At 57.0% G+C, this 25437-nt stretch carries 17 protein-coding genes and 2 pseudogenes; 11 read left to right on the top strand and 8 right to left on the bottom strand.

Going from position 1 to position 25437, the window contains the following annotated elements:
• Window position 1: 1 nt before the first annotated feature.
• The 4 genes from repA to RRH01S_RS27685 form a co-directional block, all read right to left on the bottom strand.
• Window positions 2-1195 carry a plasmid partitioning protein RepA gene (gene repA, locus RRH01S_RS27700; protein WP_012653101.1) on the bottom strand — a complete coding sequence of 398 codons (1194 nt, stop codon included), beginning with the start codon at window positions 1193-1195 and terminating at the stop codon, window positions 2-4.
• Between the two features lie 877 nt (window positions 1196-2072).
• On the bottom strand, window positions 2073-2393 hold the full coding sequence (locus tag RRH01S_RS27695; protein ID WP_041724269.1) for a DUF736 family protein: 321 nt from the start codon (window positions 2391-2393) through the stop codon (window positions 2073-2075).
• A gap of 950 nt (window positions 2394-3343) precedes the next feature.
• Window positions 3344-4198, bottom strand: a complete 855-nt coding sequence (locus RRH01S_RS27690; protein ID WP_042475762.1) for a DUF932 domain-containing protein — start codon at window positions 4196-4198, stop codon at window positions 3344-3346.
• A 384-nt stretch (window positions 4199-4582) separates the two neighbouring features.
• Window positions 4583-5737: a transposase gene (locus RRH01S_RS27685; RefSeq protein WP_042475759.1), complete on the bottom strand. Its 1155-nt coding sequence runs from the start codon at window positions 5735-5737 to the stop codon at window positions 4583-4585.
• 233 nt (window positions 5738-5970) lie between these two features.
• On the opposite strand from RRH01S_RS27685, the gene RRH01S_RS27675 reads away from it, so the two are divergent.
• The 3 genes from RRH01S_RS27675 to RRH01S_RS27665 all read left to right on the top strand — a co-directional run bounded on the left by RRH01S_RS27675 (window position 5971) and on the right by RRH01S_RS27665 (window position 7599).
• Window positions 5971-6408: a phage prohead protease gene (locus RRH01S_RS27675; RefSeq protein ID WP_012653096.1), complete on the top strand. Its 438-nt coding sequence runs from the start codon at window positions 5971-5973 to the stop codon at window positions 6406-6408.
• Between the two features lie 67 nt (window positions 6409-6475).
• Window positions 6476-6829: an integration host factor subunit alpha gene (locus RRH01S_RS27670; protein ID WP_012653095.1), complete on the top strand. Its 354-nt coding sequence runs from the start codon at window positions 6476-6478 to the stop codon at window positions 6827-6829.
• A 131-nt stretch (window positions 6830-6960) separates the two neighbouring features.
• Entirely contained in the window at window positions 6961-7599 is a 639-nt protein-coding gene (locus tag RRH01S_RS27665) for a glutathione S-transferase family protein (RefSeq protein ID WP_012653094.1), read from the top strand.
• 154 nt (window positions 7600-7753) lie between these two features.
• On the opposite strand, the gene RRH01S_RS27660 is transcribed toward RRH01S_RS27665, so the two are convergent.
• Both RRH01S_RS27660 and RRH01S_RS27655 read right to left on the bottom strand, forming a co-directional pair.
• On the bottom strand, window positions 7754-8197 hold the full coding sequence (locus tag RRH01S_RS27660) for a hypothetical protein (protein ID WP_131597890.1): 444 nt from the start codon (window positions 8195-8197) through the stop codon (window positions 7754-7756).
• A gap of 471 nt (window positions 8198-8668) precedes the next feature.
• Window positions 8669-9817 carry a site-specific integrase gene (locus tag RRH01S_RS27655; RefSeq protein ID WP_042475752.1) on the bottom strand — a complete coding sequence of 383 codons (1149 nt, stop codon included), beginning with the start codon at window positions 9815-9817 and terminating at the stop codon, window positions 8669-8671.
• Window positions 9818-10006: 189 nt separating this feature from the next.
• Here RRH01S_RS27655 and RRH01S_RS27650 point away from each other — a divergent pair, with 189 nt between their 5' ends.
• The 7 genes and pseudogenes from RRH01S_RS27650 (at window position 10007) to RRH01S_RS27630 (ending at window position 17904) form a co-directional block, all read left to right on the top strand.
• Window positions 10007-11146, top strand: a complete 1140-nt coding sequence (locus tag RRH01S_RS27650; RefSeq protein ID WP_042475749.1) for an RHE_PE00001 family protein — start codon at window positions 10007-10009, stop codon at window positions 11144-11146.
• Window positions 11147-11323: 177 nt separating this feature from the next.
• Entirely contained in the window at window positions 11324-12280 is a 957-nt protein-coding gene (locus tag RRH01S_RS27645; RefSeq protein ID WP_042475746.1) for a hypothetical protein, read from the top strand.
• Between the two features lie 2 nt (window positions 12281-12282).
• Window positions 12283-15900 (top strand): DEAD/DEAH box helicase, encoded by a 3618-nt coding sequence (locus RRH01S_RS27640; RefSeq protein ID WP_042475743.1) that lies wholly within the window; start codon window positions 12283-12285, stop codon window positions 15898-15900.
• A gap of 112 nt (window positions 15901-16012) precedes the next feature.
• Window positions 16013-16206 (top strand): annotated as a pseudogene (locus tag RRH01S_RS34065) (transposase); the annotation flags it as partial.
• 2 nt (window positions 16207-16208) lie between these two features.
• A pseudogene (locus RRH01S_RS35280) lies at window positions 16209-16303 on the top strand (helix-turn-helix domain-containing protein); the annotation flags it as partial.
• 34 nt (window positions 16304-16337) lie between these two features.
• Entirely contained in the window at window positions 16338-17288 is a 951-nt protein-coding gene (locus RRH01S_RS27635; RefSeq protein ID WP_042475740.1) for a DUF4238 domain-containing protein, read from the top strand.
• 52 nt (window positions 17289-17340) lie between these two features.
• Complete coding sequence (locus RRH01S_RS27630; RefSeq protein WP_042475738.1) at window positions 17341-17904, top strand: hypothetical protein; 564 nt, start codon at window positions 17341-17343, stop codon at window positions 17902-17904.
• A 112-nt stretch (window positions 17905-18016) separates the two neighbouring features.
• Here the strand turns inward: RRH01S_RS27630 and RRH01S_RS27625 are convergent, their stop codons facing one another.
• Entirely contained in the window at window positions 18017-20083 is a 2067-nt protein-coding gene (locus tag RRH01S_RS27625) for an ATP-binding protein (RefSeq protein ID WP_131597888.1), read from the bottom strand.
• Window positions 20084-20592: 509 nt separating this feature from the next.
• Between RRH01S_RS27625 and RRH01S_RS27620 the strand changes: the two genes are divergently transcribed.
• Entirely contained in the window at window positions 20593-24117 is a 3525-nt protein-coding gene (locus RRH01S_RS27620; RefSeq protein ID WP_161600016.1) for an ATP-dependent DNA helicase, read from the top strand.
• Here the strand turns inward: RRH01S_RS27620 and RRH01S_RS27615 are convergent.
• Window positions 24114-25199 (bottom strand): DUF3800 domain-containing protein, encoded by a 1086-nt coding sequence (locus tag RRH01S_RS27615; protein ID WP_234711761.1) that lies wholly within the window; start codon window positions 25197-25199, stop codon window positions 24114-24116. The two genes, RRH01S_RS27620 and RRH01S_RS27615, sit on opposite strands and share 4 nt — an antisense overlap.
• Window positions 25200-25437: the final 238 nt, after the last annotated feature.

The following is a 25437-nucleotide window of genomic DNA, read 5'->3' as shown; positions in this document are numbered from 1 at the left end:
CCTATTTCCTTCCCCAGGTCGACCGGATATGAGCCTCGATCTCGGCGTTCACTAGGTTAAGCGACTCCAACGCGCGATCATAAGTTCCCCGCGTGAACTGAGCCCGCTCAACTTCATAAAGGGTCTGCTTCGTCACGCCGGCGTCAGCAACCGCCGTCGATTTCAGCATGGCATTATGGAGCATGCGATTCCCGAAGATCGCCCTCATGAAGCCGGTCATTTGGCTTTGCGGGCCGTCATTAGGCTCAAACCGCGTAACGAGGTAACGCATCCAGTCGTAACTGGTGCGCCCCCCGGCCTTCTCCACAACAGACATGAGCTCGCTCGTCATGGTCAAGAATTGTGACATTGACATCACGTCCAGCATTTGCGGATGAACTGTGATCAAAATCGATGTCGCGGCGCACAGCGCCGACATTGTCAAGAAGCCAAGCTGTGGTGGGCAGTCGATAACCACGACATCGTAGAGGCTTTCGATTTCCGTCAATGCCTCCCCGATACGGGCAAAAAACATTGTCTCTGCCGTACCCGCCACCATTGCTCTGGGCGTCTCATGCTCGAACTCCATCAATTCGAGATTTCCCGGGATTAAATGCAGGTTCGGCGTATAGGTCGCTCGCACGATCTCAGCGATTGGTCGCGGTTCATCATAGCGGATCGCACCATAGAGTGTCTCTCCTTCCCCGACATCTAGCTCAGGCTGATGACCAAACAGGGCGGAAAGGGAAGCCTGCGGATCAAGGTCAACCGCCAATACTCGATGACCCCTCAACGCCAGATATTGCGCGAGATGCGCGGCTGTCGTCGTCTTTCCAGATCCCCCTTTGAAGTTCATGACGGAAACGATTTGCAGCTTTTCGGATCCCCTGCGGGCCGGCACATATTTCGGGGTTCCGTTACGTTCATCCAGGACCCGGCGGATACGATCCATATCGTCGGCACTATACAACCGCCGTCCATTTGGGAGCGGATCTGGGCCATGCCCATCAGCTGCAACCTGCCGAAGATAACCCTCACCAATACCTATGAAGCTTGCAGCTTCAGCAGGTGAAAACGCCCGCATCGTCTTTTGCGAATGCGGCGGGAAGATTTTAGCCTGGTGCTGCTGAAGCTGATAGGATAGCTCCTGCGCATCTGTTGCCAGAAGCGACGGAAGGTGCTCTTGATCGTCCTGGAGAACGAGACTCGGCTGCATAATGGTTTTCCCGTATAACTGCGCAATTTTTGCGGAATGCCCTCAAACTGCGCAGTTATAGTATGCCCCGATTCGTTACCAATTTACAAACGCTTAACCAAACCGCAAATTCCAGCAGTTTTCCGGGTGTCGCGCCCGAATATCAGGTACTGGCCATGGCAGAGTACGGTGTCAACTTGCGTTGGCGATGACCGGTTAAAAGGCTGCCCTAACCTCTCTGGTTCGTTGATCTCATCGCTGTGCAAGTACCACGGTACCTAAGGACTACTTATTCCGACTTGCGACCCAACCGCCACTTCCAGCCGTTTTGCCTTGCAATGTTGAAGTGGCGCTATTCGCGTACAGAGCGCGTTTTCGATCGCATGACGCTTGGTAGTCCGCGGACTACCAAGCGTCATAGCTAGACTACTTGCGAAGGGCACTACTCCTTCGCTTTTTAAAGGAAGAGCGAAGTTCGTAGTCCTCGCGTTCCGAATCGCGCTCATTTTGACGGGCAGCCATATCTTTCCGAGGGATCAGCCAAAGGGCTCCGCTTCGATCTTGTCACGCGCGCTTTCGTCGCTATTGATCACAGCCGGCTCCTCCAAAGTAGTCCGCGGACTACTCACCACGACGAACAGCTCAGCCGCCGGCACAACTACCTGTCTACGCAACGGCGACAGCGACGTCCTCGTGCGTGGTCTACGAACCGAACAAATGGCTGCTGATACAAGCGGGCGTTATCATCGAAGTTGCGTCGCTGGGCAGGCATTTGACGTCAGGCGAAGCCTGGTCGGGATTATTTTGCCATCGCCGACGGGGAGACGGCAGCCTTAGAACCCGAGTCTGGCGACGCAACAACCCCGGCCTTCCGGCCGGGGTTGTTGCGTCTTTACGATCAATCCCAGGGGATGACGGCCATGAGGTCGTCGTCGTCCTGACCTGGATAACGGCCGAGATTGGCGTTGAGCCTGCCGTATCCGATATTGACGGTGACGGTGAAGTAGTCGCCGCCGTTCTGGTTCTGCTTCTTCCAGATGCCACCGATCTCGACGCGTTTGCCGCGAGGGCTCTTGGCGAAGAGTCGATAGGCGGGTGCCTTGGCGTTGGTGCTCTCAAATTCCTCGCCCGAAATGTCGAGGTCGTAGGCGATGGAGGCGATATTGCCGGACAGCATGCCGTTGTCGTTGAAGCGGATGAAGTTAACGAGATCGGTCACTGCAGTGTCTCCTTTGTTTGCGTTGCCGATGGTCACGACAAACGGCGGTGCTTCGTTGCACTGCACCCGAAGTGCCCGCGGCACCGGAGGGGCGCAGTGCAACGAAGCACCGCCGCAGAAGGGGATTTTGCCGCGCGAGGAATGGCGCTCAGCGCGACAAGCGGAGCTTGCGCTGGGCGACAGGGGGAAATCATCCGCGCAGGCGGTTGCTGGCTGTCCGGCCCGCCGTAGTGGTCCATCACTCAAGGCAACACGAACAAGGAGATACGCAAGACGTGTGGTTTCGTCTCATCCGCGTTCAACGATAGATGCCCAGACGAGCAACATCGCCTCTATCGCTGCCCGCGGCTGATTTGGGCTGGTGGATACGAAGCACCACATCTGTCGGCGCGGCGGCCAAACGTTTGATCCCGAATGCCATGCGCAGGAATCGGTGGCATCTGGAAATACAAAGAAATGGAGCCGGCTGTCGTGGCCACATAACAAGCGGCGCGTTGGGAGATGCGACCCACCATATGTCCGCCAGAAGGTTGTCAGACCATGCCTCAAGCCTCGACGCGGGACCGATCTCGGAGGCGCAACACCTGGCTTTCGGCCGGGGTTGCCGCCTCGGGCCAACATATGTCCAAAGGACATTCCGCTCCTGGGCGGGCGGGGAGTATCGAGGGGAGGGGATCGGGACTTCCCTCGGGCCTGATCCGCGCTGCTCGATGCGGCACGGAACAGGGAGGCGCGGTAATGGCGCTCAAGCCGCCGGTCGAGCGTCAGATTTCGCAACAAGGGATAGTCTGAAGCCAAGAGCGTCCGCCACTTTGACAATTGTTCCGAGCTCCGGATTTCCTTCTCCGCTCAATGCCACGATTGCCAAACACTAGCCTCTTGTTAACAGCGCCGCCCAAAATGACGGCGCCTCTGTGTTTACATCCCGACTCAACGGATATGCCCGATCACTATCTTGCCGCCTTCAGCTCAGCCATCTTCTCACCGATCAGCCAAAGCGCCTTATTCAGCTTGATATCCTGATCGATGCCATTGACCGCACGCGACTTTACGCGGCGAGGCCGGCCAAGGTCCTCCCGGCCGATGCCACGCAACCCCCCTCTTATGACATTTTCCTGCGTCACGTTCCAAACGGTCCAAAGATCGTCGGCGCGATCGTCGTGCCGGCGAGGCAACAAAAGCTGTTCCGGCTTGATCGGTGTTTTCGTTTCGCCGTCATTATCACCAAAACGCAAGACATGGGCTGCCTCGGCCATGATCTGCTGTTCGTCACGATTGAGCTTGTGGGTTGCCCAATCCTGTGGCGCTACAAGCGTGCGCTCGGCCTCATTCAGGACCCGGTAAGTGCCCTCAATGACCTTGGCACTGACATCGCCGGAATGGCGGATCTTGATGGCATCGATGGTGCCGGTCTGGGTGACGAGGGAATTCATGCAGCGGATACGGAAAAGGCCCGCCAGCAGCTCGTAGGCGCTCGTGCCATCATTGGCGTTCTTCAGCAGGATTTCGCAGACGGTATCGCCCACTCGATAGGTCTTCCCGTCATCGACGCGACGCAGACGAATAAGGTGTTTTGTGAAGTCGGCTTTTCCTTCGGTGCGGCTTGCCGATTGTTTGGCACCGACAGGGACAAACCCCTCTGCCATCAGTCCACGCAACACCTCGATCGTTGGAATCGGCTTGAAGCGGTCGGACCGGCTTTCATGGGCGGTCGTCGCAAAGATCGAAGGGGCGACCTTCCACATCTCAGTTTCGGTCATTGTTCTTGCGGTGTCGAAGCGTGCGGTTTCGGTATAAATAGTCATCTCGTCTCTCCTTTTTGATCCAGCGAAGCGGGAGCGCCTGCTCCTGCTTCCCGAGTTCGCGCGGAGCAGCGGGGGAGTGGGGGGCAGGGAGAAAAACCGAGGGGTATCGCCCACCGCGTCAGCGGCCGGCCGAACATGTTCGGCCAGGTCCTGCAGGCCTTCGGGCCGAAGGATGGGGAAACGGCTTTTTGTCCTTGCTGGGGAGAGGGGGCAGAGCCTCATAGGCGCTAACTTAAGAGTGAGTTTCCTCTAAGTTGCGCGGAAGCGGTTTTGCGCTTTCGGGGCGGATCGCAGATGTGACGAATGATCCGGCCAAAGGAAGATCGGATTTGCGTCGTTCCCAACGCCTTCAATATTACGTTGAGAATAGCATCGCGCAAAAGGCTATGAAGTCTCCACAGGGATAGAGACGCAGCAACCTGTTTCTCCTTCCCAGGGGGGAGAGTCGAGGACATCGGTGATGGCCTCGTCGATCATTATCGCCATGATCAGGTGGGCCATCAGCCAACTTCGAGCCAGCTGCGGGTCTTTGGCAGGCAATTTATGGATTCCGAGCCCGCTTTTCAAACGCTTGAAGGCAAGTTCAATTTGCCATCGTAACCGGTAGGTTCCGACGATCTGGCTGGCACTCATTTCTTCCGAGGACAGCGACGTCAGTAACAGAAGGAAACCCGCTGAGGTTATCGTCATTGGCTGCAATTGCTTTTGATTTCGCCGCCGCTGATGATCTCTGCGGGCTGTCTTTTCAGCTTTCTCAGTGCCCGCGGCATCTTTGCGCTGAACAACAAGCCTGGCATGGAAAATCGGTTTGCCCTGGCCTCTGCCTTTTGGCCCTGCATGCTCGACAAAGATCTTCTGTTCGTAGAGATCGCCATGCTGCATAGAGGCAAAGACGGTGTTCCAGTCCAATAGTTCTCCATCTTCTGAAGTCAATCTAATAGTCGACCAACCCACTCTGACAATGAAGTCGGCGCCAGTATCCAGCACCTTTTTCAAAGCAGGGGCCCGGCCATAGGCGCGATCGCCAAGCGCGATATCGCCGCCACGCAAGGGAAGGTGAGAAAAACCTTCCGCGCTGTGAATATCGCCAAGTTCGAAATGTGTGAAGCGAGCAAGTGCAGGTTCATATGTGGCATGAAGCCGCCAGTTTATGCCGCCGCCGCCAGGGTGGCCAATCGAACTTCCATCGGCAATCCGCAAGCGGCGATCCGTAGAAATTGATCCTGGAACAGCAGCATTTTTAAGCAACGCACCCGCAAGGTCGCCCAACCAATCAGCGGCCCCACGCAGGCGTTTCAGCAGGCCTACATTTGATAGGTTCGCTACGTCATTCAAACCCGCCCAGGCTGCCGCAGAACGAAGGCTCATGCCGCCAGGACCATAGGCCAGCGCCAGGCGCAGCAAGGTAGACGCGTCCCCGACGCAACGCCGCCGCACGAGCGCACCCGAAGTTCTCGCCGTTGCTTCGAGATCAATCACTGCTGACAGCTTCGATAGCAGGGCCTGCCAGTCGGTTTCGATGGAATCAATCGTTCGCATCTATCCGATGAATCACATCACGATTCTTGCTGTCTAGCCTTAAGTTAGCGCCTATGGGGCAGAGCCTTCTTTCCCCGCTCAAAGGAAAGATCTCGCCGGCGCCGGCGACATGATGCCGCTTCAGCGGCCTGATTGCGTGATCCTCATCGACATCGATGAGGCCTAACATTTGTGATATACGATCCTAGCCGAATGAATTTTGAGCAGCTCTCGGTCCGACCCTCGATTGGCAAATGTTCGTAAGCAAACCGCTTCTCAACCATGATGAATTTCTGGTTTGGGCCAAATCCGAAGGTTTTGCGGATACCGTGGCCTCGGACAAGCTGCATGTAACGATCGCAACCTCCCACGGTATGGTGAACTGGGAACAGATATTGCCATGCGTAAGCGATTTGACAGTGCGCGTTGGGGGCCGAAGATCGGTGCGGAATTTCGGCGGGGTGATCGTGTTGATCTTCGGCTGCCAGCGGCTCACTCAGCGCCATGCTGAGTTTCGCCGGCTCGGAATGAGCTGGGATTTTCCCAGCTATACGCCGCATATTTCGTTTGCGTTTGACGAGGGTGTCGATCTAGCCAAAATTCAACCCTTTCTTGGTCAACTTCATTTTGGCCCGGAATGCTTCCAAGTCGACACGATGCATTCCCTCGGCTTCTCTCCCTTTATGGATTGACCGTGAGCCGGAAATATCCTCGATGTTAAACAGATGGAGGGGTGTTGCCCGCCAATTGCGAGGACCCATGACGATCAAAACGCTGACCCGTGCGGATATCACGCATTCGATCATTCGACAGATTGGTCTGTCACGGACCGAGTCAGCAGAGCTGGTTGACACCATTTTAGAAGAAATTTGTAGTGCTTTAATACGTGGTGAGAACGTGGGGCTTTCCTCTTTCGCGGCATTCAACGTACGTGAGAAGAGTAGGCGGCCAGGACGCAATCCGAAAACGGGAGAGGATTACCAAATTGCAGCCCGTCGTGTCATATCCTTTACGGCATCAGATGCGGTAAAGACCCAGATACAAAAGGCTCATGTTGGGCGAAAGATGAAGGCGAAAGCGCGACCGATTGATCCTACGTCCGGCCCCACGTAATCGTCCATCGCCTCCGGCAGAAGCAGCAGTTGCGCGCGATCTGCTCCTGAAAGATGGGCCATGGCATAAACTACTATGGACGCGGCTTGCTTTGAATCCCAACGTATCGCCAATTGCACGAAGGTGAGCAGATGACAGCACAACCGCGCCTGTTTGGAGCAGATTATAGCGTTTACGTCCGGATTGCTCGACTATGCTTGATTGAGAAAGGCATCGAACATGAACTTGTGCCACTCGATATCTTTGCAGATGGTGGTCCTCCAGCCGACTACTTAGCGAAGCATCCTTTCGGGCGCATTCCTGCATTCGAGCATGAAGAATTTAGTCTCTATGAGACCAGTGCGATCACTCGATATATAGATGAAGCTTTCGAAGGGCCGCAGCTTCAGCCCTTAGAGTCGGTGCACCGTGCAAGATGCAATCAGTTGATCAGCATTGCTGACAACTATGCGTATCCTCAACTGGTGTGGGGAGTTTACGTGGAGCGGATATCGAAGCCTGGCAGAGGCGTTCCCACTGACGAGGAAAAGCTTGCCGCGGCTCTCCCGAAAGCACGCAACTGCTTAGCGGCGATGTCCCACCTGATGGGAGATGCTCCATGGTTCGTTGGCCAACACCTAACACTTGCCGATCTGTACGCCGCTCCAATGTTTGACTATTTCCTTATGACACCCGAGGGGGCGGAACTCATCCGCCAACACGCAAATCTACAGGAATGGTGGGGACGCATGGCATCACGGCCTTCAATGGCCGTAACTAAACCGTCTTAGTTTTGGTCACCTGCGGTGTGTATTTGTTGCGTCGCGCCTTTTGAGGTGGGTCGTAGCGTAAGATTCCGTCCCTCCCGCAAATGACCCCAATCAGTCGTGGGAGAACATACGTCTAACTAGAACGGACGCTTGGAACGTCTAAGTGAACAGAAGCTCACGTGGCGACAAGCGTATCGAGGTCAGGACGTGCAGTTAATATCGCATTGCGAAGCACTTTAGCGCCCTCCTCACCAAGGCGTCGCTGCGACACCCCAATGTATTGAAGATTGGCACCCGGCGACGCACGCCACGAGATAATCGCCGGCGCGCGGCCTTCAGGAAGCTTGGCCGTTTCGATCTGCTTCCATAGGATTTGCACCGGCGAGCGGACCATCCGGTTTATGACCAAGGATGTTTCATCCAGGCTCACATGGATTCGACAGCATATCAAATTAAACGCGACGACAACGGCCCATAGGGCAAAGAAAGAGCCGATGATTAGCGCGGTTGAGGAGCCGAGCAGCCCGTCCCGGATATTCCAAACAGCAACTGCCACCATGAGGAATAAATTGACCAGCATCTTTACAGTCTGGCGTGGAGGTCGGCGAAGTTCTTGCAACGAATCGGCTCCTGATGCGACATAGATTTCAATTCCTATCGAATCTTGAATGGACCGCCAAGCTTGTGAGCATTGCGTAAAGCACTTGACGTCAGCAGCGGGAAATAGCTTATTTTTGAAATTCGCCTGCATAGCAAGGGCGGTATGCGTCCATTAAGGCTTCGCCTTAGACGACTAAGGCAAGGCTCCTCGTCTTCCACCCACACGCTGCAGAAAAGAATTTTCGAGTTTTGCGACGGATTTCGTTCGCTCGCCCGTTCAACCAGCGCAAATCTGACAAGAACCCTGAGTGATGAGGGCCTTTGAAGTCAGGAACATCATGGTTCGATGCTGGAGAGCGAGAATGGTTGTATCATCCCACGCACCATTGCGCCGAAGCTGCGAGTTTCCGGCCTTCACCTCAACGCAACAAGATCTTTTCCGTGGAAAATCGCCAGCGAACTCGCTTGGACGGAGCCTACCAAACGCCCTTTAGAGGAGGCGCGCCGCCCGCCCACTGCGTCGGGTCGCGCTGTTATAGTAGCTTGAGGCTTGCTGAACCGAACGGTGGCGAGACTGCTCCATGGCCTCGGGGAGGGGGATGCCGCGGTTGGCAGCTTCGGTCAAGTAGCCGGACCGCAACCCATGCGCGGAAAACTCCCCACTATCTAATCCCGCCATCTCCGCCCGCTGCTTCAGGATCGCATTAATCGACTGCGGATCGAGCGCCCGCCGCGAAAGAGTCCCCCAGCGCCCGATCCCCCGAAACACGCTCCCGCCCTCGATCTTGGCGGCCACCATCCAGGCATTCAGCGCCTCGACCGGCCGGCCGGTGAGATAGACGATCTCCTCCTCCTCGCCACTGCTGGTCTTGGTGCGGCCGAGATGGATGGCGACAGAGGGGAGGGGAGGGCCGTCTTCGACGGGAATCGGCGGCTCGGTACTCAGCTGCTCAACCCGCAGTCCAGCAATCTCACTGCGCCGTCGGCCGCCGGAGGCAAACGCCACCATCAGGATCGCCCGGTCGCGCAGATCGCGCAGATTGTCGGTGGCGCAAGTCGCCAGCAGCTTTGCCAAGATATCGCCGGTGACCGCCTTGGCGCTCTTCCGGCGTCGCGTCCGGGGGACGGCGCGCACCGCGAGGCGAATGGCCGACTTGAGGGCAGGGGAGGCGAAGCCGCCGTCAAAACCGCGCCATTTGCTCAGGGTCGACCAGTTCGCCAGCCGCCGGCGCACGGTTCCTGGCGCATGCGGGCCGACGGTTTTGAGAAATCCCTGGCGTCGAAGGTTTTCATCAATGTTGGCCGGCATGCCGTGATCGGAATCGGTTTCGCGGCGTTTTGGATCCCACAGGTGATGGGCGACAAATTTCAGCAGCAGCGCTTCGGGCGCCGGCCACGGCAGGGATTGTCCGGTCGCCGCCATCCCCCAGGCTTCGAGATAGGCGAGATCCGAGGTCAGGGCGCGCAGGGTGTTGTCGCCCATGCCCTGGTTGACGAGATGGCGCAGCGTCTCGACGTCCTGGTCGGTGAGCAGCTCGGCAAGTTCGTCGCGGCGCTCGATCGGCAACACGGCGGCAATCGTGTCGAGCTCTTCGGCACGGCGCTCGACGGGAGTTTGGATTTTCCTGGTTTTGGCCACGGGCACTCCAAAAGGACGGTTTCGGCGGCCGCCAGGACCGTGAATCTGTACGATTCTTGCTGATTTGCGCCGCGAAATCAATCTACCATCGATAACCAGTACTTATCGATGGCTAGGCGTGGCCTAGTGCATCATAGGAAGTGAGGAACTTCAATTTTGATATAGAGTTCCTTTAGAAAATCATTTACCATGATTTCAATGGCTTACGATCTCGCGAAAATCAGCATGACAGCCCTGCTGCGGCCGGCTTTCGACGCCGGCGTCGCTATGGCGCGTCTCGACGAGCGCATCGCCCGCTCGCCGGTCGGCCAAGGATGGATCGAGCGGTCCCACTTCGCCGATGCCTGCGCCTCGCTGTGGATCGACGGCGAACTCGTGCATCTCGAAGACCTGGTGCTGCACGACGCCACACGGGATATCCGCACACCGACCCATGAGTTGACAATCGCTCGTGACGTGCTGCGCACCCGCCGGCGCATCGCTGGCCAGTTACCAGACTGGGCATTGTCCGCAGATGGTTTGCGGACACTCCGGCAGACATCGGAGATCACGTCGGCCGACGCTGACGAGGCGGGGACCGCCAAGGCGATCCGGCACTCGGTAGTGATCGACGCGCAAGGGGAGGGGGAAGATGTCGACGACATCGAAAATCTCACCGGCGTCGACTACGCCGCCATTGATGCCGTGCTCGCCCGATCGGATGCGGCGATCGAGAACGCAACGCGGCCCGGCCGCGCCAGCGCGGCAGACAGAGACGCACTGGTCTATGATCTCGACTGGGACGAGGATTCCAGGCTCGACGAATGGCGCGGCGTGCTGCGTCAGGCTGAACACTTGCCGGGGGTGCTGCAGGCCATCGTCGCCCTCGATGCCTGGAACGAGCTCTCCGTCCTTCAGCACGCGCCCTGGCTTGGCAGGCTGCTTTCCGCCTCGATCCTGCGCCAGGCGGGCATCACCATCGGAGCGCATCTCCCGGCGATCAATCTCGGCCTGAAAACTATTCCCGTCGATCGGCGCCGGCATCGTGATCGGGAGACCCGGCTGCTCGCCATCGCCCACGGATTTTTGGCGGCCGCCGAGATCGGCATGAAAGAGCATGACCGGCTGGCACTGGCTCGGCAAATGATGGAGCGTAAATTGTCGGGAAGACGAACGTCTTCGAAACTGCCGGAATTGGTCGAGCTGGTGATGGCAAAGCCGTTGGTGTCGGCCGGGATGGTGGCCAACGCACTCGACGTGACGCCGCAGGCGGCGAGGCGGATTGTTTTGGAGCTGGGGTTGCGGGAGATGACCGGGAGGGGGAGGTTTCGGGCGTGGGGGGGCATCTGACATGGCGGCGCCCTGAGGCGGTAAACCAAGATTGCTTAACCTTGCGGAAAGCTGCATTTCAAATGCAAAAACCTCCGCGCGGGCGGAAAGTTTTATTCGCTCTTCGCTCTTCAAAAGACAAGCAAATTTCAGTATTGCCTATCGTATAAATTGTATTGGGGGGGAGGCCTCGAGCCTATGCATGACTGCAGGCCGCCATCGCGTGCACTACGGCGGTGGCTTAGAATTTTTGACTCAGATCCGGTTGACGGCAGGTACGGGCATTTACTCCTCGTTGAAAATCCTGAGAGGGATGATGACCTCGGCAACCAACTCAGGCCTTACTTCGAGTCAGCCCACGGCGACGCCCGCGAGTATTTCGCTGGGGAAATTGGGATATCTCTTCACCCGGACGCCGATGAAGATGATGACGACGCGTCCTTGCTTTATCCCGGCTGTCTCCCCGACACAGCCAAACGCGGGCTGTTTGGCGAGGTAATGGCCGGCTTGGTCACCGAGCACTATGAATTCGTCGGGGGTCACGAATGGAGGATCCCGATTTTCTTGTTTCGGTACCATGCCGACGTCGAAAAATACCTGTTTGATTTAGCTCGGGACGCTGCACGCGAGCGTGCGGTCTTCGGGCGGTTCGGATCTGATTTTATTGGCCTCAAACTCGATGACGACGGTGCGGTCGTTCGATTGATTGTCGGGGAAGCAAAGTGGAGAGCGGAACTGAGCGACAGCGAGGTCCAGACGCTGATGCTCGGTAAGTGGAAAAAGAACAAGCGCACCGGGGAGCGAAAGCGCGCTGGAGGTATATGGTTCGAGATCAACCGCGATCTCGATGTCCCGCATGGGGTGCGCCAGCTGCAGAGACTTCTGAAGGAGCGTGACCGAGATGGCCATGCCGCAGCGATCGTCTCGATGGACAAGGCCTTGGCGTTGAGAAACCCGGTCCCAATGCCTCGCACCAACCTGATCATGATCGTTGGAAACGGTAAGGCGACGAGAGACGAGGGCGAGCCGCTACTGGTATGGAAGACCATACCCGAAGAATATACCTCTCGACACGATCTTCAGGTCGTCGAAGTCATCCTGAAGGATGGTGAAGATCTGATCGACGAAATTTACGACCTCCTCTGGACGGTGTGATCATGGCTGAACGGGATCAAGAACGTTTAGAAGTCGCAAACACCGTTCGAATCGAGATCGGCATTGAGAATGTTTTGTCGGCCAGGCAGGCTCGCTCCTTCGTCCGATGCCTGCAGACCGCTTGGGAGGTGCCGCTGATCCAATGGGGCGCCAATGAGTCGCTGCTTGAACTCGCCGACGCACGCCGTCTTCTACACGTCGCGGAGATCTATCGCGAAATCGAAGGGGCGGACTCTGCAGGCGCTATCGAGTGTTATAGGCGGGCCGGTGAGCTGCTTGAATGGCTTTCTAGGGCCAAAGACCGGACCCGGACGACCGCACCTATCGAACTGTTCGCAGCGGCGGCTTATCAGTTGGGCGGTCTTCCAGCGATGGCAAGTGGTCTCATCGGCGAAGTCGAGATGCTGGACGATGGTACGCGGCTATATGGGGCCTTTTTGAGAGCCGACTTCGACGGCGTCCTTGAAGCAGTTGCAACCTTCTGGGCTCGTCATCCTGACTTGACCGATCAAGCGGCACCCCGACGGCTCTTAGACGCCGAGAGCGACGGTGGGGTGTCATGGTATTTCACGGTCGAACTGGTCCGAGTTCTTGGTCTTTTCGCCGATACTCTTCGACGGGGGCAGAACGAAAGATTGGATCGGGCGATACAAAAGCTCGATGCCTTGGAACGGATGGCAACGCGCACCTTCAGTGCGGACAGTTCGCTTCTGATCACGCTTCTCCGGGCAGTGGCGAACGGCTACGTGCAGGCTTCGATCCATCGACCGATCGTGGAATTATCGGCGCTCAACCCGGGCAGAAGTCGACGTCTCACCCGATTTGCTCGCGGTCAATTTAGCCGCGGGCGCGGCATTTTGTGGACGTCGCAACGTGCTGGGCTTGACCGTCTTTTGAGCGAATCCTCCTTCGCTCTCTGCACACCGACCGGATCCGGCAAGACGCTTGTTGCTAATCTCGCGCTGGTGAAGGAACTGCTGCTCCCTACAGGTCTAGAAAGGTCACCACTTGCGCTTTATCTCGTTCCATCGCGCGCATTGGCAGGTGAAGTCGAAGCGAAACTGAAGAGCGAACTCGGTGAAGACTTGACGATCACCGGGCTTTACGGCGGGACGGACTGGGGAATTACCGACTATTGGCTGCAAGCTGAAACGCCGACTGTCCTGATCGCGACTGTCGAGAAGGCCGAGGCACTCATGCGCTACGTCGGCCCTCTTCTGCTTGCACGCTTGCGGCTCTTGATCGTCGATGAAGCTCATCAAGTCGTTGCCGTCGACGATGACCGGACCAAAGCCGACCTCGCTGAACACGGGAACCGAGCAATTCGTCTGGAGAGCTTTGTTTCTAGGCTGCTGGCGCGGGCCCCCGAAATTGTCCGCATTGCGTTGACAGCTGTCGCCGGAGGTGCAGCACCCTCGGTCGCGAAGTGGATCGAAAAACGGGACGACGCATCAGCGATCGGAACGCGGTATCGCAGCACACGCCAGCTGATTGGGGTCTTAGAGACGACGCCAAAGGCGTCCGACCGCGTCTCGCTCGAAATCCTGAATGGCCGACGGCTGTTCGTGCGGGACCGAGACCAGCCGGTCTATCTACCGTTGCGCACGCCGGTCATGCCGGACCTACCAAATCAGTGGCAACAAAGCGTGTTTCGATTCAACGAGTTGGCAGTGCTTTGGACGGCGCTACACCTCCTTGAAACCGAGCGGCGCATCTTGATTTCGGTCCTGCAGGAGCCGGAACAGACGATGCGATGGTATCGGAAAGCTTTGGAGCTTGAGGATTGGTCCAGCATTCCGCCCTTCAAGGTCCCTGAAGGATACTTGGGGGAAGTCTTTCAGGAAGCGCGTAACGCGACGATAGATTATTGTGGCGAAGATTCACATGAGTTGGCCCTTCTCGATCGCGGTATCGCGACAAATCACGGGCAGATGCCCCAGCGTCTTCGCCGTCTCATGGTCGAATTAATCGACAAGCGGATTTGCCCTATCACCGTGGCGACAGCGACCCTCACGGAGGGGGTCAATCTCCCGTTCGACATCATTTTTCTGACGTCTCTGCGGAGGGAGTCTTTCGATGTAGTCAATGATACGCGCGAGATCACGCCACTCTCGGTCGCTGAATTCCGCAACCTTGCTGGGCGCGCTGGAAGACCCGGAGCCTCGAGTGGTCTTGAAGGAATGACGCTTGTGGCGGTCCCGCAGGCGAATTCAAGTCAGAGGGCGTCTGCTCGGTCGACGCAGGACCGACAGCGTCGACAGATACAAAGAGACTACGACAATCTATTGTTGAAAGTTGTAAGAGAAGAGCGGCAAGATGGTTCAGTTCAAAGTCCGCTTGCACTTCTGCTTAACGCGATCGCGCAACGCGCTGCATCGATCGGCGTTCGCCCGTCAGACTTCCTGGATTGGCTCGATAGGATAACACCGGCAGCGATCAGTCTAAGCGCCGGCGTGGCGGCGACGACGCCGGCAGCCCGGCTGGCTGATAGTCTCGATGAGCTGGACGGCTTCCTTTTGACTGCGCTTGAAGAGCTTGAGCTCGGAGATGGACGAGAACTTGATGGTGCCGCAGCAGAAGCTTTTTTGGTCAGCCTTTGGCAACGCACGTTCACCAAGGTTGCTGCGAGCCAGGAGCAGTGGATGGAAGATGCATTCATCAGGCGCGGAAGAGCGATCGTAGAGACGATCTATCCCGAGCCTGAAGAGCGCGAGCGTCTCTACCAGTATGGATTTACGCCACACGTGGGCCGCCGTTTTGCGGCTGTCGCAGATGAGATCGAGAGGATTCTATCCGAAGCAACGGATTATGGAAATTTCAACGATGAAGCTCGACTTCAGGTGTTCAAAGACATCGGTGAGCGGATCGAAAACGACCGCGGATATGGCTTCCGTGTAAGGCAAACGCAGACGGATCAAAGGTTGCTCGCAAACTGGAATGGTGTTTTGGCTTGGTGGATGAGATCTGGCGGCGCGGCTGCACCTGATGCTGATGCACTGCGGGCTTGGCAGCGGTTCGTATCTGATAACCTCGAGTTTCGGCTTGGCACGGCTATCGGAGCAGTTGTTGCCCAGACCTGGTCCAACGGCGCTGACGATGGCGCAGAGGTCCCCACACTGGAGGACTGGCGCGAAACGACGGGCCTACCATGGTTTGCGTTTTGGGCTCGCGAACTCCTGAGATGGGGAACGCTCGACCCGTTTGTGGCTTTTAGTCTCGCTCAAGGCCTTGCAAAGACGCGAGAGCAAGCAGCGAGTAGACGAGCGGAATTCGATGGATGGCTTTCTGCCGAAGGGTATGACGTCGACGCCGAAAACAAGATTGACCCGCAGCTCTTTTTGAAATGGGAGAGCAGTCTCCCAGGCCGTTTTGACGATTTGTTCGACGAATTGCCGGACGCCGCGACCTTGCTCGGAACCGACGGCCGGAAACGCCGCTACCCGGTCATTCCTGTCGACACCGAGGGAGGAGTGGAATGGCTCGATCCGGCCGGCTTCCGGCTGGCCCGAACGGAAAATGACGATGGCGATCTCACTGCTCATACTCAAAAGGATGATTTCGAACTTCTGGTTGGCAAGCGAGAAGTCACCGTCTCTCGCGTTTTCACAGCCCATCAATAGCAGTGCCGCCGAGGAATTCGTGTCCCTAACGGTGGGGTAGGTCGATAGGGGGGCATTGGGATTTTCCGGTAGGGTTGGGTTGTCCAAGCACAACCTGTTGGAAAGTCCACCGATGACCAAAGACATGATGGACCCTCGCTCGCTCGTTGAGAGGAGCGTGATGCGGATTTGCTGCGCGAGATGATCGGCTTTGCGGCCGAGAAGCTGATGGAGTCGGAGGTTGGGGCGAAGACCAGCGGCTTATGGGGAGAAGAACGACACTCGACTTGCTCAATGTAACGGAATCGAGATCGCGACTGTGAGACCCCGACGTGAGGCCACAGGCAGCGCGGCGGATTGTTTGGAGCTGGGCTTAAGGGAGATGACGGGGAGGGGGAGGTTTTCGGCGTGGGGCACAGTATAAACATGCCGAGCCACGCGGAAAAATCGGTGAAGATATGAGCGAGCGAACGAAACGACAGCATGTGGTCCCCAGGTTTTATCTGAGGCATTTTACACAGTCCGATGGAGAACTTTGGACCCACGACTCCGTGACCGGGACTGTTCGTAAATCAACACCCGAAAAGACCGCATTCGAGACCAATATCTACACGCCAACAGGCGAAGATGGGGGCCGGATCGACTTAATCGAGGACACGCTCGCGAAGATTGAGTCGCAAGCCGCAACTATATATCCCGACCTCCTTGCCTTCAGGCCCCTCGACCCAGTCGCGAAGCTCGATTTTGCGGCGTTTCTCGGCACCATGTTTGCGCGAAGTCCTGCGCAGCTCCGGCAGTTCGCTCGAACCATGGGTCAAATGTTCTTGTGGGGTGGCAGGCATGAAATGGACCGCGATTTTCGGGAGAAGGAGAAACAAGGCGAGGTTTCGACCGTAGACAGGGCCGTCCATAAGATACTGCACGACAACGAAATGTTCACAGTTGACGTTGACCGGCGGGTCGGGCTCCTGGCTTTCCAACAAGCAAAGCCCTTGATGGACCTTATGTCACAAATGAGCTGGAGCTATGAAATTTCCGAAAACCAGCAGCTGGCCACGAGTGACAATCCCGTTTTCTGGGTGAAAGGGGGCGGCCCGTCGGATCCCCGGGGTTATGGTTTTGGGTTGGGCAATCCCTTCGCGGTCATTCCGTTTCCTTTAAGTCCAGGCGTGATACTTCGGCTTGACTGGCGCCGCGATGGGGCATGGAAGAAGGCCAAGCTTGAACGTCGGCGCGCAATGCTTGCAAATCAGTATCAGGCTAAACACAAGGAGCGGCTTCTGTTCTTCCGTGACACCGATCAGGGGCTTTGCTCCCTCGCGATGAAGTACAAGGCTCCTGTGAACCAGATTGACCTTGGAGTGCCATCTCCGATCATTGATGTCGTTCGGAAATTGAAGGCTCCGTGAAGCGGGCGTTTGCGCTTTGATTTAACTGGCTTTCAAGTGAGGAGGGTGAGAGATGCGAATAGCAGTACTTGGTTGGGGTTCGCTCATTTGGAATCCTCAGCAGCTCGAGGTCATCGGGCATTTCAACGCCGGCGGGCCGCCGCTTCAGATCGAGTTCAGCAGAGTTTCTGGAAACGGACGGTTGACGCTTGTAGTCGATGAGCAAAACGGGACCGTGTGCCCGACATTCTACGCCGTCAGTTCATCCGATGACCTGGGCAAAGCGCGCGAGAATCTTCGTAGCCGTGAGGGTATGACACACATCAATGGCGCAGGGTTCATCGACCTGACGACTGGCGATTTAAGTGAGCGCGCAAAAGAGCGCCATCCCCAAGCTATTCCCGGTATAGAGGAATGGGGACGGCGTAATGGGTTTGACGCGATAGTTTGGACAGCGCTTGCATCCAACTTCGCCGAGGTCACAGGACGTGAATTTTCCACGGACGAGGCGATCGCGTATCTAAGCGCTCTGTCCTCCGAAAATTTTGCTCTTGCAGCTGAGTATATCAGAATGGCGCCGCCGCAAGTCCAGACACCTGTCAGGGCAGCATTCGCCGCGAGATGGCCTCATACCTAGCGCGGCTTTTCGTAGTCAGTTCCGGAGGCAACGCCATGACCATGTCGCGAATTGTTTAGAACTTTGCTCAAGAGGGGCAGATCGAAGGCGGCTTAGCTCGATGAGGGCTTCGTTACCCCTTGCCGCCCATGAGGTTGAGCTTGTCGAAGAATACGCGGTTTCGTTTCTTCGCGTCGGTCAAAAGCTTTGCGTAATCAATGACTTCGAAATAGACCGAGTGGTTCTTGTGATACCCGTAATAGCTCAGACCGTCGGGGGTCCCCGTTGCATCCCGATCAACAAGGACTTCCCGCAGCGAGGGAGTGATGTCGCAGATGATATAGGCGAACGTCGGCACCTTTTCATAGGCCAGCACGATCGGCCGACCCTTCTCGTCTTTGACCTGGCCCTTGCGAATGTCACGAATTTGGTCGAGCACCTGCTGCAGGGGATTGTCCTGGTCAGAATAGTCGTCCCGTTGGGGACGTTTGAACTCGACCACCACCAAGCTGTTGACCGGCTGCTGGCCTTCTTCACCCTCTGAGAATGTAATCTTCCGGTCAAATATGAAGAGATCTGGTCTTAGAGGGGACGTTGACTGAAAATCATCAAGTTTCTTGAGCGGTTTGTCAGAAGACAAAAACCAGTGATAGGTAAGTCGCTCGTCAATCATCCACAAATTATGCTGAGAATAGAGCGTATCTCTGTCCGTCGATCGCATAGGGAACAGAATATTGTGAACCGCCTCTTCCAACGGATACTTCTCCGTTTTTCGGTCTGCGGAAAGTGCTTTATCGAAAAGCTGTAGAACAATCTTTCGATGCATTACGTACTGAGCTAAGGCACTTGCGCCCAGCTCGTTAGACTGTTCGAGGAATTCGGCAAGTCTGTCCCGATATCCATCGTAGTCTTTGAGCTTTGCCGCCTCTATCAGGATTTTCCCGCTTTCTCGTTTGAGCGCGACTTCCCGCCGATGGAGTTCTCGATGCAACGCGAACTCAATATCCGTTTTGCTGGCATTCGGAGCGATGTCTCTGATGAAGAACGGTAGATAGCGCAGCAGGGGCTTGTATTGGGGTGCGTCTGTTTGGACGAACGACATAACACGCTGCGTCTTGATCTCATTCAGCGTGGCGATCAGTGTCGCCAGGTCGCGTTCGATGAAGTCGATAGATGCATCCCTGATCTCGGAACGCCGAATTTCGCCGGTAACAACACCTAACAATTCTTCTTCAGTGTCCTCACTCATCTCGAAGTCAGTGCGAAAATTGTTGACCTTGTCGTTCAGATAGTCCCCTTGAACCACGGCTAGGTAGGCGAAGCTCTTTCCATCCACATTCTGCAATTTAGTCGCGAGGTTCGGGACGAACTTGTCGAGCATCTCAGACAGCACACCACGTGAATTGGCGGCATAGATCAGTTTATGCTTCGTCGCACGCGGCGCCGTAAGTCGGAACCCATGGATTGTGAACGTCCTGTCGCCGATTGTGAAGGAGCTATCAGAAGCGTACTTCGCGAAATGATCACGGTAGACCTTGTTCAGCGAAGTTTTGACACCGCCGTCAATCAGGTCAACGAATGGGCAATCCGGGCTCATCAAGACAACAATAAAGTGCTCCGCGAGACGTAGTGCGAGCTGGTCCACATCGCGTGGACATTCTTCACTATAGGGACGCTTGAAATTTTCGAGCCGAACTATCGTCCGCGAAAGTTGAGATCCGGCCTCTGACAATGACGCGAATTCCGGATCATAGGCAAAATCGAAAGTGAATCTTCGCCTCCAGCGAGTGATTTCACCGCTGTCGTTAGCTTCAAAGACACTATCCACCTCCACCCGATCAAATGCCTTGAGCCACATAAAGCGGCCGAGACCTTTGCCGCCCCGATCATACTTGTGGTCTGAATACGCTGTGTTGAAGGATTCGAAATTGTCATCATCGAATCCCACACCGGTATCTGTAATTACGAAACCCTTCACTGCTGGCGTCTCGTCAACGAAGAGGCCGGGTTCGTCGCGTTCGATTTCGATTGTAATGCGGTGTTCCCGATCAGCGCTGGAGTCTTGTACCGCCTGAAACGAATTCATCACCGCTTCGAAAAGCGGCAAAAGCGACTTCCACTTTGGAAGAGGCGTCTGCCTGATCTGATTTCGCAGGTTCGTGCGGAGCATTCCCGCTTGCGTTGGCTTGATTTGGTCCACTTTCGACACCCGCGAATATATCTTTGGGTTGTAGCAGGTATCCCTTCCGCTCGCTACCTGCGACCGCAAGATAAGGCGCGGAAATCAGCATAGCGAGGGGAGCGGACGCGCGGGCACAGAGCGGCGTCTCCTGCATTAATTTTTTTGTTGGAGATCATGGCCGGCGCAACCTCATGCGTGCAATAAAGTAGGTATGCTTAGAGTGGAACGTTCTGCGTCTCAAGGGAGGGGAAATGGCGACGAATACTACTGGTCGGTTGCAACAACATCTCCCATTGCGGCATCTATCGGTTCGAGTGCCATGGCATGATGCAGGTTGGAATGGAACCGTCTGCATCCGCCCCAGCGAAAATTCGAGTTGTCTGGCGCTCAACAGGATCGGCGCCGTCCGAAACGACGGCGTCGAGACCGTTTATGCGGGGAGGTTCTTGCACGACATTCCGTCCGAGCACGCTCCGCCCTGCTTTGCCGAACGGGTCAACTTTCTGTCGCCGAAGCCGCAGCGGCGGATGACGCGCCATGCCTACGCCAGCACCAGCGAAGATCATCGCCACATCGCTGACACCCAGTTCATGCACCCCGCGTTCTCGACAGCGGCGACGCCGTTCGGCTGGCTTCTCAAGGAACGAGCCTGGGGGGCACGGTGGCGGCAGGGCGAGATCGATCCTCAGTCGATCGTCGAACGCTATGGGATCGACGCTCGTCCGGATTACGAGCCGTCCGAGCCAGAGTGGCTGGCTGAACGCCCATGGATCCAGGGCGAGGCCAACCAGAAGGCTCTTCTCAATGCGTTCTTTAGTGCGATCCAGCCGCAACGGAGCTTGGTGTTCGTCTATGCGAAGCGCGCACCGCTGATCGATGATGACCAGTGGATGATCGTCGGTGTCGGCCGTGTCACCTCGATCGGGAATCTCCAGGAGTGGGACTACGAGGCACCAGCCGATGGTGCGCTGCGATCGTACCTATGGGAGCGCTCGGTGTGCCACAGCATCCGGCCTCACGGAGACGATGGCGTGCTCCTGCCTTATCACGCCCTTCTGGCGCGCTGTGAGGCCGACGCAAGCCTTGATCCGAGAGATTGCATCGCCTTTGTACCGGACGAGTATCAGGGCGAATTTTCATATGCGAGCGAGCATGTCGCGTCTGGAAGCGCGATCGCGGCGCTTCTGTCGGTGAAGCAGGCGCTCAGCACTTATGCAGAGCGCTTCGGTGGGAACTGGTCGTCGCAACTGCAGTGGATCGACCATCGGCTTGGCGAGCTCTGGAGCCTACGGGGGCCATATCCGGGCCTCGGTTCCGTCCTCAGCTCCATGGGAGTCGAGCATGGGTATCAGCTCGCCCACTACTGCTGGGAAAAGGCCGGTGAGAACGCCGATCCGTGGCCTGTCCTCGCATCACTCGTACGCGACCCGAAGGAGCTTTCCGGCGACCTTCGAGCCCAAATTAAGGGCTTCGCTCAGACTTGGAACTACTACGCTAGCGATCGCGGACGGAAGCGACTGGACTTCGCAAAGCTGCTTGCGAGATTCGACATATCTTTCCAACAAGCGACGCGATGGTGGGACGGGGCCGCTCGAAACGAGGCGGGTCTTCGCATCGGTGAGGAAGAGATCTCCGATGCAGCAGTCCTGAAGAACCCCTACATGATTTACGAATCCGACCGCCTGCAGCCCGAGCCCATCGCTTTCCGTACCCTTGACCAAGGCGCATTCCCTGAAAAGCAAGTGGCGAGCGCACACCCACTCGCCGCGCCTTCGGCGATGACCGGGCCGATCGACGGCCGCCGTCTCCGGGCGGCGACGACTGCCGTCATCGAGGCGGCGGCGGTGGAGGGCCACACCCTGCTCGCCCGCGAAGACATCATCTCGCGGCTGCGCAAGCTCACGCTGAGTCCGCTGCTGCCGGCAACCGAGGATCAGTTCGAGATCCATGCGGCGCGGCTGGCGCCGGTCATTGTCGCCTGCTCGCTTAAGGACGGCAAGCCTGCGTTTCAGCTCGATAGGCTGGCCGTGACGCGCGAGCTGATCGCGGATACCGTGCAGAAGCGTGTCAACAGGGGCAAGCGCCACGTCATCGAGATCAACTGGCGCGCAGAGCTCGACCGGGAGTTCAAAGGCACACCTGCGCCGAAGAACTCACTGGAGGACCGTGGCCGCGGAGAGAAGGCAGCCGCGCTCGAAGAGCTAGCATCTAGCCGCTTCTCCGTGCTGATCGGTGCAGCCGGCACCGGCAAGACGACATTGTTGAGGTTTCTCTGCAAGGCCGGGCCGATCAAGGACCGCGGTGTTCTTCTGCTCGCTCCGACGGGGAAGGCGCGCGTTCGCCTCCAGCAAGCGACGGGCATCGACGCGCGGACATTGGCGCAGTTTCTCCGCCCGAGGCGGTACGACGAGCGGACGCAGAGCTACCGTGTCGTCGGCGACCTCGAGCGGGTATCGAGCTTCAAGACCGTAGTTGTCGACGAAGCCTCCATGCTCACGGAGGAGCAGTTTGCTGCCTTGCTCGATGCCTTGAGCGGCGTCGATCGCATCATCCTGGTCGGTGATCCGAGCCAGCTGCCGCCGATTGGTGCTGGAAGGCCGTTCGTCGATATCGTCGAGATGCTGACGCCCGAGACGTTTCCGGCAGGAAAGCCGCGCGTCACACGTGGCTATGCCGAGCTCACGATCGGCAGTCGACAAAAGGGCGATCATCGCCAGGACCTCGAGCTGGCGGAGCTTTTCAGCGGCCGACCAACCGGACCCGGCGGTGACGAGATCATTTCGAAGCTTGCTGGGGGTGACTGCGGCCAGCATCTGCGCATCTGTTCGTGGTCCTCACCATCGCAACTTGCGGCGCTACTGCCCAAGGTGATCGCGGAGGAGCTTGGAATCGACGCGGCCGACATCGAGAAATCCTTTGCGATGCGTGCTCTGGGCGGCAATGAGAGCAATGGCTACGTATATTTCAATTTCTGGTCCTCGGGCAGCGCCGCCGATCGCTGGCAAGTGTTGTCGCCCCTGAAAGGGGAGGCTGCCGGTACGATGATCCTGAATCGGCTGATCCAGTCGGGCTTTCGGGGAGAGACGCGAAAGCGCGCTCAGAACGAAGATCGTCGCTTTGCGAAGGTACCGGCGCCTATGGGTAGCGACGGGATCATTTACGGCGATAAGGTCATCAACGTTGGAAATCATCGACGCCGGTGGGTGTATCCAGACCAAGATAAGGAGGGAAATGAGCCACTGAAATATGTCGCCAACGGGGAGATTGGCATCGTCACCGGTCCGTTTCGGAAAAGGGGAAGCAGCGTCAGCCTAGACCAACTCAAGGTCTCGTTGTCGTCACAGCCAGGTTTTGAATATGCTTTCTGGCCGAGCGACCTAGATGAGGACGGACGCCTTTTGGAACTTGCGTATGCGCTCACCGTGCACAAAGCACAGGGCAGCGAGTTCGACACCGTGTTCGTCGTTGTTCCGAACCCCTGCCGCATCCTCTCGCGTGAGCTGCTCTATACGGCATTGACGCGGCAGAGCACGCGTCTGGTGCTTCTCTGCCAGGGTGATCCCTTCAAGCTCCTTGAATACCGCTTCATGTCGGACACTGGACGCAGGCTGACCAACATTTTCGGCCCACCCGAGCCGGTCCAAGTGGGCGAGCGCGTCTTCGACAAGAAGCATATCCAACGGTCGCGGCGTGGAGAGCTCATGATCTCGAAATCCGAGGTGATCATTGCCGATGCGCTGGCGGCGGCTGGGATAGAATACGCCTATGAGCTACCGTTGATCGGTAGGGACGGGACGCGCCGCTATCCAGATTTCACCATTGAGGACGCGGACACCGGCGAGAACTGGTACTGGGAACACCTCGGCATGCTCGGGGACGCCGAATACGATTGGAAGTGGACTGCGAAGCTCGCTTGGTATCGGACCAACGGCATCCTTCCACACGAGGAAGGCGGCGGTCCGAACGGCACGCTGTTGACGACAACGGAGACCGAAGGCATCGATCGACCCCAGATCTCGCGCAACATCAAGACGATAAAGAGCGGCGGCTAAGCGCGCCCACCTTTGTCCCGATCGGAGAAGTGTTCGGCGAAATAATCAATCATCTCGGATGATCGCGAGCCTTTGCGGAAACGGCGGTTTTCTTCGAAATCGATCGTCGGACTCATGTGGATGAATTGGCCGTCGGCATAGATTTTGGAAACTTCTTCAGGATCCAAACCGCCCGCGCGTATCCCAGCCATAGTGGTCGCACCTTCAATTGCAGCGCCGATCATTACATCCGCAAGCTGCACGGCGGGGCTGCGTTTGGAGTCCACCTGCACCACTTCGGTCAGTTTCAGCGGGAATTTCAGGCTCGCGATTTCGGTGGTCCGAAATTCGATCTCTTCGTCGTGGTCGATAAATTTTTTGATCATCGCGTGGTAGGCAAGGAGGTTTTTGGACTGGTCATGTTCGACCCTGTACACTCCGTTGGCCATCGCTTCCATTCGCGAAATGAGCGATTGCAGCACGATCCAGGCAGCGTCGGTGTTGACGCCAGGGGTCACGATCGCTTGCCAGCAATCCGGGCAAGCCTGCGTGATCGGTCCTAGAACCTCTTCGAGCCGACGCCAGTCGATGTTTCTAGCAGCTGAGACCAGTCTGATCCGCGACAGCGGCGATTTTTCCTTCACCGCTAGCTGGAATGCGGTCATTAACTCATCAAACCCCTCCCAGCCGAAAAGCGTGGGTCCGACTGTGTACAGCAAGGACGCCATGGCATAGTTGCCGCCATCGACATAAAGGTCATGGCCTCGTTCATAGTAGAAGGGTTCGACAGCGTAATCGACGAACATGAGTGTCAGCAGATAGCGCTTATCACAGACATAGGTGACGCACTCGAAATGCGTGTGAATATCGCGCAACAACCCAAGCAGTCTCTCGTGGTTTCCAGGCCGTCGCGACAAAGACCGATATTTTAGCTCGCCTGCCTGCAGCCGCGGGAAGTAGTTGCGGATGAGCCTGGCGGCTTCGTCATCTTCTATGGCGATCGCGGATGCGCCTTGGAAACGCTGTTCCGCGTTCAGCAAATCGAAGCCGGTGTAGCCGCTCTCGTCAATCCGGAAGCACTCCATCGAATACCCGTCCTTCAAGGTTGCTGCCGCGCAAACGGGATGAGCGATGCAGGAACGCTAAGCAGAATTGTACTCTCTGCAATAGATTAAATTTTTCCATTCTGGTCCATGTTCAACCTTGAGATTGAAGATTGAGACGGTGTCAATTTGGGAGATATTCCCTTCACCCGGCCGACGGTGATCGCGGCAAGCGAGTTTCTCGGTTTCGCGCTGAAAACGCACACACAAGTCAACAAGATTGTCGTTTGGCAATTAA

The sequence above is a fragment of the Rhizobium rhizogenes NBRC 13257 genome (genome assembly GCF_000696095.1).
Lineage (GTDB): Bacteria > Pseudomonadota > Alphaproteobacteria > Rhizobiales > Rhizobiaceae > Rhizobium > Rhizobium rhizogenes.
Note: the sequence above shows the minus strand (reverse complement) of the source record. Positions and strands in the feature narration are given on the sequence as shown.